Origin of the sequence: Thiohalocapsa sp. (genome assembly GCF_019695415.1) — a bacterium.
Classification (GTDB): Bacteria; Pseudomonadota; Gammaproteobacteria; order Chromatiales; family Chromatiaceae; genus Thiohalocapsa.
On the sequence record NZ_JAIFKJ010000149.1, the window covers coordinates 1 to 8551 of the forward strand.

9 protein-coding genes, 1 tRNA gene and 1 pseudogene are annotated in these 8551 nt (G+C 64.8%); 10 read left to right on the forward strand and 1 reads right to left on the reverse strand.

Annotation, left to right across the window (positions count from 1 at the left end):
- Positions 1–57: 57 nt before the first annotated feature.
- Entirely contained in the window at positions 58–540 is a 483-nt protein-coding gene (smpB, locus tag I6U14_RS03845) for an SsrA-binding protein SmpB (RefSeq protein ID WP_296897004.1), read from the reverse strand.
- A 113-nt stretch (positions 541–653) separates the two neighbouring features.
- On the opposite strand from smpB, the gene tpiA reads away from it, so the two are divergent.
- The 10 genes and pseudogenes from tpiA to nuoG all read left to right on the forward strand — a co-directional run.
- On the forward strand, positions 654–1415 hold the full coding sequence (gene tpiA / locus I6U14_RS03850; protein ID WP_296897006.1) for a triose-phosphate isomerase: 762 nt from the start codon (positions 654–656) through the stop codon (positions 1413–1415).
- A 68-nt stretch (positions 1416–1483) separates the two neighbouring features.
- A pseudogene (gene secG / locus I6U14_RS03855) lies at positions 1484–1750 on the forward strand (preprotein translocase subunit SecG); the annotation flags it as partial.
- Positions 1751–2114: 364 nt separating this feature from the next.
- Positions 2115–2199, forward strand: a tRNA-Leu gene (locus tag I6U14_RS03860).
- A gap of 217 nt (positions 2200–2416) precedes the next feature.
- Complete coding sequence (locus I6U14_RS03865) at positions 2417–2773, forward strand: NADH-quinone oxidoreductase subunit A (RefSeq protein ID WP_296897008.1); 357 nt, start codon at positions 2417–2419, stop codon at positions 2771–2773.
- 87 nt (positions 2774–2860) lie between these two features.
- Entirely contained in the window at positions 2861–3337 is a 477-nt protein-coding gene (locus I6U14_RS03870; protein WP_200233023.1) for an NADH-quinone oxidoreductase subunit B family protein, read from the forward strand.
- Between the two features lie 31 nt (positions 3338–3368).
- Complete coding sequence (locus I6U14_RS03875; protein ID WP_296897010.1) at positions 3369–4103, forward strand: NADH-quinone oxidoreductase subunit C; 735 nt, start codon at positions 3369–3371, stop codon at positions 4101–4103.
- Positions 4096–5355 (forward strand): NADH-quinone oxidoreductase subunit D, encoded by a 1260-nt coding sequence (locus I6U14_RS03880; RefSeq protein WP_296897012.1) that lies wholly within the window; start codon positions 4096–4098, stop codon positions 5353–5355. Before I6U14_RS03875 ends, I6U14_RS03880 begins: the two co-directional genes overlap by 8 nt.
- Positions 5355–5882: an NADH-quinone oxidoreductase subunit NuoE gene (gene nuoE, locus I6U14_RS03885; protein ID WP_296897014.1), complete on the forward strand. Its 528-nt coding sequence runs from the start codon at positions 5355–5357 to the stop codon at positions 5880–5882. The genes I6U14_RS03880 and nuoE overlap by 1 nt, the downstream gene beginning before the upstream one ends.
- Positions 5883–5956: 74 nt before the next feature.
- Complete coding sequence (gene nuoF / locus I6U14_RS03890) at positions 5957–7246, forward strand: NADH-quinone oxidoreductase subunit NuoF (RefSeq protein ID WP_296897016.1); 1290 nt, start codon at positions 5957–5959, stop codon at positions 7244–7246.
- A gap of 172 nt (positions 7247–7418) precedes the next feature.
- Positions 7419–8551 (forward strand): NADH-quinone oxidoreductase subunit NuoG (nuoG, locus tag I6U14_RS03895; RefSeq protein WP_296897018.1); only part of this gene is annotated, 1133 nt, incomplete at its 3' end.

The following is an 8551-nucleotide window of genomic DNA, read 5'->3' on the forward strand; positions in this document are numbered from 1 at the left end:
TTTATTGGGCATCCTGCCCAAAAATCCGACGGAGCCGGAAAACGCGGTTTCCCGGACTCAGTGCTGCTTGAAGATGCGCTCTTTCTCGCGCTGCCAGTCGCGGTCTTTTTCCGTCGCACGTTTATCGTGGAGCTTTTTGCCCTTGGCGAGGCCGATCTCGAGCTTGGCGCGGCCGCGCTTCCAGTACATGGCGGTGGGCACCAGGGTGTAGCCGGCGCGCTCGGTCTGGCCGATGAGCCGGTTCAGCTCGGCGCGCTTGAGCAGCAGCTTGCGGGTGCGGGTCGGATCCGGCTCTACATGGGTGGAGGCGGAGGGCAGCGGCGAGATGTGCGCGCCGATAAGGAAAGCCTCACCGTGCAGGATCTTGACGTAGCTCTCCTTGAGCTGCACCCGCCCCGCGCGGAGGCCCTTGACCTCCCACCCCTCCAGGGCGAGTCCGCATTCGAAGCGCTGCTCGATGTGGTATTCGTGCCCCGCCTTCTTGTTGAGGGCGATGGTATTGCCGCCGGTGGCGGGCTTCTTCTTTTTTCCCTTGGCCATCCCGAGGAGTGTAAGCTAACGCCGGCAGCGGGTGGAACCCGTGCGGCTCTTGATTTCTTGCGTGCCGGGCGACCTGCGGCTACACTAGCCGGCTTTTCAGCGGGAGATTTCCGATGCGACGGCCTTTGATTGCTGGCAACTGGAAGATGAACGGCACCAAGGCCGAGGCGACGGACCTGCTGAACGGCATCAAGGCGGGTGTAGCCGGCATGCAGAAGGTGGATGTGGCCGTCTGCCCGCCGTTCCCGTATCTGTATATTGCCCAAGATCTGCTCGCTGAGAGCGCCATCGCCTGGGGCTCTCAGGACGTCTCCCAGGAACCAGGCGGTGCGTTCACCGGCCAGGTGTCCGCGGCGATGCTGAAGGACTTCGGCTGCCGCTACGCCATCATCGGGCATTCCGAACGTCGGCAGTTCAACGGTGAGACGGATGCCTTGATTGCCCGTAAGTACGCGCAGGCCGTGTCCAATGGGCTCGTGCCCATCCTCTGCGTCGGCGAGACGCTCGAGGAGCGCGAAAGCGGCAAGACCGAAGCCGTCGTCGCCAAGCACATCGACGGCGTACTGGATGCGGAAGGTGTGGATGCCTTTGCCCATGGCGTCGTAGCCTACGAACCGGTGTGGGCCATCGGCACGGGCGTGACGGCAACGCCCGCGCAGGCACAGGAAGTTCATGCGTTTCTGCGCCAACGCATCGCGAGTAAGAGCAAACAGATCGCCGACGGGCTCCGCATTTTGTACGGCGGTAGCATGAAGCCCGGCAATGCCGCCGAGCTCATCGCGCAGGCCGATATTGACGGCGGGCTCATCGGCGGCGCTTCGCTGAAGGCAGCCGACTTCATCGCTATCTGCCGGGCCGGCGAAGACAACGCCTGACAGGGGCGAGGACAGCACGCCGGCGGATACGGCGCCAGGTCCGACGGTCGACTAAGACATCACATGACATGCAGCTCTTCCTGACCATCCTGCACCTGCTTCTCGCCCTCGGCTTGATCGGGTTGATTCTGATCCAGCACGGTAAGGGCGCGGACGCGGGTGCCGCCTTCGGCAGCGGCGCTTCGGCGACGGTGTTCGGCTCCCGCGGCTCAGCGTCGTTCCTGACGCGCACCACCGCGGTGATGGCGACGACGTTTTTCTTGACCAGCATGGCGCTCGCCTACTTTGCAGCGCAGGTGGGCGAGCCCCGGGGCCTCATGGACGGCATCGAAGCACCGCCCGTGATGCCCGCGGATACAGGCGATCTGCCGCTGACGCCGGATGCAGACGGTGCTGCCGGCGAAGGCACGGCGGGGCCTGATGCCCTGGCGCCTGAGAATGGGGCGCCTGAGAATGCGGCGCCTGATAATGTGGCGCCGAATACCGTGACACTAGATGAGGCGCCGGCCCAGACGGGCGCGCCGGATATGGTGCCGGGCGACACGGATCTGCCGCCGGTGGATGTCCCCGTCCCATCGGGGGCTGCACCCGCGGAGGGCGGCGTGGACCTGCCGCCTGTCCCCGCCGATGAAGGCATGGACGGCCAGAGCAATAACTGATGGTGGCTGGGAGCACAACCGGCCGCTGATCGAATCACCTGCCGACGTGGTGGAATTGGTAGACACGCTGTCTTGAGGGGGCAGTGGCGCAAGCCGTGCCGGTTCGACTCCGGCCGTCGGCACCATTAATGACATCAACCCTCAGCGCTCGTCAGCCGCAAGCGGGGCTCGCCAGAGCCACCCAAGGCTCAGGCTTAAGCAGTAACTTGCTGAAAATAAAGAGATTCTCTGTGCCGGTCTGCTTGACAGCATAGGTCTCCCTGCTCTAGACTCCCGCGCGCTTCAGGTGCTGTCTGCAACAGCACCGACATCGCAACCCCCACCCGAACAGGCGAGCGGCGCGTGCTGGAAGACTATCTCCATATCCTGATTTTTCTGGTACTCGCGCTGCTGATCGGCTTTGTGCCGCGGGTACTCGGTACCCTGCTCGGCCCCCGTCGGCCCGACCAGGCGAAGGACTCTCCGTATGAGTGCGGCTTCGAGGCCTTCGAGCATGCGCGCATGAAGTTCGATGTGCGCTACTACCTGGTCGCAATCCTATTCATCATTTTTGACCTGGAAATCGCCTTCCTATTTCCCTGGGCCGTTGTGCTGGAAGACCTTGGCATGGCTGGCTTCATCGCCATGTCGGTGTTCCTGGGGATACTGGTGGTCGGCTTTATCTACGAGTGGCGCAAGGGGGCCCTCGAATGGGAGTGATCAGGGGCGCGATGCGTCTGACAGCCGCCCGCGTCGTCCCGCACTTCGTCTCGCTGACTGCCTCGCTGACTGCTGGAGGAGGGCACCATGGGTATTGAGGGCGTGCTCGACGAGGGCGTCGTGACCACAACGGCCGACAAGCTCATCAACTGGGCGCGGACCGGGTCGCTGTGGCCCATGACGTTCGGCCTCGCCTGCTGTGCCGTCGAGATGATGCACGCGGGTGCAGCCCGCTACGACCTGGACCGCTTCGGCATCATCTTCCGGCCGAGTCCGCGCCAGAGCGACGTCATGATCGTCGCCGGCACGCTCGTCAACAAGATGGCGCCGGCGCTGCGGCGGGTCTATGACCAGATGGCTGAGCCGCGTTGGGTGATTTCCATGGGCTCCTGTGCCAACGGCGGCGGCTACTATCACTATTCCTACTCGGTGGTGCGCGGTTGCGATCGCATCGTGCCCGTAGATGTCTATGTGCCGGGCTGTCCGCCGACGGCGGAGGCCTTGCTCTACGGTGTGCTGCAGCTCCAAAACAAGATCCGCCGCACCAACACCATCGCGCGCTGAGGCGCGGATCAGGCCGGTAACACACCTCATCATGTCTCAGACCATCGCTTCCACCGGCGACGCCCGTCTCGACGCCCTTGCGCATGTGCTGCAGAGTCGTTGGGCAGGGGAAGGGCTCGGGCTTGTCTCCGCCCTCGGCGAGTTGACACTCACGGTCCCCGCAGCCGAGCTCAAAGCCGTGTGCACGCAGCTGCGCGATGACAGCGCGCTGCGCTTCGAGCAGCTGATCGATCTCTGCGGCGTGGACTATGCCGCCCACGGCAAGTCCGAATGGGCGACGGAGGAGGCCTCGACCACCGGTTTCGGCCGCGGTGTCGATCGCGATATCGAGCTGGACGAGGATGACCCAAAGCGCTTCGCCGTCGTTTACCACCTGCTCTCCCTGGAGTACAACCGCCGTCTGCGGCTCAAGGTCTATGCCGGCGGCGCGCAGCCCATGGTGGACTCGGTGGTGGACGTGTGGAGCGCGGCCAACTGGTTCGAGCGCGAGGCTTTCGACCTGTTCGGCATTCTCTTCCGCGGCCATCCCGACCTGCGCCGCATCCTGACGGACTACGGCTTCGTCGGCTATCCGTTCCGCAAGGACTTCCCCCTGAGCGGCCATGTGGCCATGCGCTACGACCCGGAGCAGGGCCGTGTGGTTTACGAGCCCGTCGAAATCGAGCCGCGGGTGCTGGTGCCGAAGGTCATTCGCAACGACAGCCGCTACCTGACCGAGGAAGAGGCGCAGGCGGCACGCGCTGCACAGGGAGCCGCCAATGCCTGAGATCCGCAACTACACGCTGAACTTCGGCCCGCAGCATCCGGCCGCCCACGGCGTGCTGCGGCTGGTGCTGGAGATGGACGGCGAGGTCATCGACCGCGCTGACCCGCACATCGGTCTGCTGCACCGCGGCACCGAGAAGCTCGCCGAGTCCAAGCCGTTCAACCAGAGCATCGGCTATATGGACCGGCTGGACTATGTGTCCATGATGTGCAACGAGCACGGCTACGTGCGCGCCATCGAGAAGCTGCTCGGCATCCAGGCGCCCGTCCGCGCGCAGTACATCCGGACCATGTTCGACGAGATCACGCGCATCCTGAACCACCTGATGTGGCTCGGGGCGCACGCGCTCGACGTCGGCGCCATGAGCGTTTTTCTGTACTGCTTCCGTGAGCGCGAAGACCTGATGGACTGCTACGAGGCAGTCTCCGGCGCCCGGCTGCATGCCACCTATTATCGCCCTGGCGGTGTCTACCGTGACCTGCCGGCGCAGATGCCGCGCTTCCCGGATGCGAGCACCCAGTGGCACGGCAAGCGCGCTGTGCGCAAGCTGAACGAGGCCCGCAGCGGCTCACTGCTCGACTTCATCGAAGACTTCACCGAACGCTTCCCGGCGCTGGTGGACGAGTACGAGACGCTGCTCACGGATAACCGCATCTGGAAGCAGCGTACCGTCGGCATCGGTGTCGTGAGTCCGGATCGTGCGCTGAATCTAGGCTTCACCGGCCCCATGCTGCGCGGCTCCGGTATCGCCTGGGACCTGCGCAAGAAACAGCCCTATGCGGCCTATGCCGATGTGGACTTCGACATCCCGGTGGGCCAGAACGGCGATTGCTACGACCGCTATCTGGTCCGCATCGAAGAGATGCGCCAGTCGAACCGCATCATCAAGCAATGCGTCGACTGGCTGCGGGCAAACCCGGGGCCGGTGATGGTGGACGACCACAAGGTCACCCCGCCGAGCCGGGTCGACATGAAGGACGACATGGAAGCCCTGATCCATCACTTTAAGCTCTTCACCGAGGGCTACTGTCCGCCCGTGGGTGAGGCCTACGCCGCAGTCGAGGCGCCGAAGGGGGAGTTCGGCTGCTACATCGTCTCGGACGGGGCCAACAAGCCTTATCGCCTCAAGGTACGGGCGCCGGGATTCGCGCACCTGGCCGCCATGGACGAGATGTCCAGGGGGCACATGCTTGCGGATGTGGTCGCCATCATCGGCACCATGGATATCGTTTTCGGGGAGATCGACCGCTGATGAGCTTCCGCACTGCACCGCTGGCCGTGATCCACGACCGTGACAAGGAGACGCTGCTGACGCCGGAGCTGCGCTCCGAGATCGACCGACATGTCGCCAAATACCCTCCGGAGTGGAAGCAATCCGCGGTGATGCCGGCGCTCACGCTGGTGCAGGACTACAACGGCGGCTGGCTGACGCGGGACCTCATGGACCAGGTGGCGGCCTATCTGGATATGCCGGAGGTGGCCGTCTATGAGGTCGCCACCTTTTACGCGATGTACGACCTCGAGCCGGTCGGGCGACACAAGATCTGTGTCTGCAACAGCATCTCCTGCATGCTGGGCGGCGCCGAGGCCCTGCTGGAGCATATCGAGAAGCGCCATGGCGTCGCGCCCGGCGAGACCTCCAAGGATGGCAAATTCACGCTGAAAGAGTTCGAGTGCCTCGGCGCCTGTCGTCACGCCCCGGTGGTCATGGTGGACAAGGAATATCACGAGTGCGTGACGCAGGACGGCATCGACAAGATCATCTCGAAGCTGGACTGACCGCGCCCGTCCCGACACAGAGGTGCAGCACAACTCCTCCGCCAGCTCCACGCAACCGATACGCAACACCCGCCATGGTCGACAATCAAGACACTGTGTGCTTCCGCAACATGCACCTGAAGCCCAAGCAGCGGCACACGCTGAAGGGCTACCGCAGTGTTGGCGGCTATAAGCAATGGGAGCGCATCCTCCGCGAGAAGCCCTCGCCCGAATCCTTGATCGAGGAAATCAAGCTCTCGGCGCTGCGCGGACGCGGCGGGGCCGGGTTTCCGACGGGCCTCAAATGGAGCTTCATGCCGCGCAACAAGCCGGGGCAGAAGTACATCGTCTGCAACTCCGACGAGGGCGAGCCGGGCACCTGCAAAGACCGGGACATCCTGCGCTACAACCCGCACCAGCTCATCGAGGGCATGGCCATCGCGGGCTACTGCATTGGCGCCACCGTCGGCTACAACTACATCCGCGGTGAGTTCTACGAACCAACCGACCGGTTTGAGGAAGCGCTCGTCGAGGCATACCAGGCCGGTCTGTTAGGCCGGGACATCCAGGGCTCCGGCATCGATTTCGATCTCTACACCCACCTCGGCTCCGGCGCCTACATCTGCGGCGAAGAGACGGCCCTGCTCGAGTCCCTGGAGGGCAAGAAGGGGCAGCCACGCTTCAAGCCGCCGTTTCCGGCGCAGGCAGGCCTGTATGGCAAGCCCACCACCATCAACAACACGGAATCACTCGCCTCGGTACCCGTCATCCTGGAGAAGGGCGGGCAGTGGTTTCTGGAGCAAGGTCGGCCCAACAATGGTGGCCCCAAGCTCTTCTCCATCACCGGTCATGTCAATAAGCCCTGCAATGTCGAGGTGCCCTTAGGCACGCCATTCCGCGACGTCCTTGCGCTGGCGGGCGGTGTCAGCGGCGGGCGCAAGCTCAAGGCCGTGATTCCGGGCGGCTCCTCCGTGCCTGTGGTGCCGGGCGATACCATGCTCGAGACGGATATGGACTACGACTCCATCGCCAAGGCAGGCTCCATGCTGGGCTCGGGTGCGGTGATCATCATTGCCGAGGGCACCTGCATGGTGAAGGTGCTGGCCAATCTGGCACACTTCTATGCGCACGAGTCCTGCGGGCAGTGCACGCCATGTCGTGAGGGCACAGGCTGGCTCGCCCGGGTGCTGGAGCGTATCTTGCACGGCCAAGGCCGGCCGTCAGACCTGGATTTGCTGGATAATGTCGCCGGACGCATCGGTGGGCGGACCATCTGCGCCCTCGGCGATGCGGCCGCCATGCCGGTGCAGAGCTTTCTCAAGCACTACCGGCACGAGTTCGAGCACCTCATCGAGCACGGCAAGCCTCTGGTGGAGGCGGCCTAGGCGCCCGAGGCTGCATAGACGCGCACGCGGACTGATCTGCCCCACGGGTCGGCAACCGTCCGCCGGCGCCGCAACGCATTGATTTCGTCGTCTGCTCGGGGCGTTGCGCCCGGTCGGCGGCAGGCGAGCCAACAGCAGGCCCGAGCGGGTACTGGAGCAAAAGCACAGCATCATGGCGGAGCAGATTACCATCGAGATCGACGGCCGCAGCTGCGAGGCGGCCGCCGGCGAGATGATTATCGCGGTGGCGGACCGCGAGGGCATCCCGATCCCGCGCTTCTGCTATCACGAGAAGCTCTCCATCGCCGCCAATTGCCGCATGTGCCTGGTGGAGGCAGAGGCGGGCGGGCGACCCTTCCCGAAGCCGGTACCGGCCTGCGCCACGCCGGTTGCAGACGGCATGAAGGTGCAGACCCGATCGCCCAAGGCCCTGGACGCCCAACGCGGGACCATGGAGTTCCTGCTCATCAATCACCCGCTCGATTGTCCCATCTGCGACCAAGGCGGCGAGTGCGAGCTGCAGGACGTGTCCATGGGCTACGGCGAGGACGTCTCTCGCTTCAGCGAGCGCAAGCGTGTGGTCAAGGACGAAGACCTCGGGGCGCTCATCGCCACCGACATGACCCGCTGCATTCACTGCACCCGTTGCGTGCGCTTCGGGGCTGAGATTGCGGGCGTACGTGAGCTGGGCGCCACCGGCCGTGGCGAGGACATGCGCATCGGTACCTTCGTCGAGCACACCGTCGCCCACGAGCTCTCCGGCAACATCATCGATCTTTGCCCAGTGGGGGCCCTCACGTCCAAGCCCTACCGCTTCACGGCCCGGGCTTGGGAGCTCACCTCCGAGGAGGGCATCGCGCCGCACGATGCCGTCGGCTCGAACCTGCATCTGCACATCCGCGGCGGGCAGGTCATGCGCGTGCACCCGCGAGACAACGAGCCCGTCAACGAGACCTGGATCTCCGACCGCGACCGCTTCAGTTACGAAGGCCTCCACAGCGACAGCCGACTGACGACACCCCTGCGCAAGCATGACGGCCGCTGGGAGCCCATCGACTGGCAACAGGCGCTGCACCTGGCCGCCGAGTCGCTGCGTGGCACGGACCCGGAGCAGATCGGCTGGCTGATGGCGCCGAACGCCACGCTGGAGGAAGCCTATCTTGCCCAGCGGCTGCTGCGCGGCTTGGGTGGGCGGCACATCGACACGCGGCTGCGCCGGCAGGATTTCCGGGGCGACCGCGCGGATCCGGCCGTGCCCTGGCTCGGACTGCCCATTGCCGAGCTCGAGGACCAGCAGGCGGTGCT

What these genes read in the sequence shown, in the direction of transcription:
- smpB (WP_296897004.1), bottom strand. Translation starts at nt 540, where the DNA reads ATGGCCAAGGGAAAAAAGAAGAAGCCCGCCACCGGCGGCAATACCATC.
- tpiA (WP_296897006.1), top strand. Translation starts at nt 654, where the DNA reads ATGCGACGGCCTTTGATTGCTGGCAACTGGAAGATGAACGGCACCAAG.
- I6U14_RS03870 (WP_200233023.1), top strand. Translation starts at nt 2,861, where the DNA reads ATGGGTATTGAGGGCGTGCTCGACGAGGGCGTCGTGACCACAACGGCC.
- I6U14_RS03875 (WP_296897010.1), top strand. Translation starts at nt 3,369, where the DNA reads ATGTCTCAGACCATCGCTTCCACCGGCGACGCCCGTCTCGACGCCCTT.
- I6U14_RS03880 (WP_296897012.1), top strand. Translation starts at nt 4,096, where the DNA reads ATGCCTGAGATCCGCAACTACACGCTGAACTTCGGCCCGCAGCATCCG.
- nuoE (WP_296897014.1), top strand. Translation starts at nt 5,355, where the DNA reads ATGAGCTTCCGCACTGCACCGCTGGCCGTGATCCACGACCGTGACAAG.
- nuoF (WP_296897016.1), top strand. Translation starts at nt 5,957, where the DNA reads ATGGTCGACAATCAAGACACTGTGTGCTTCCGCAACATGCACCTGAAG.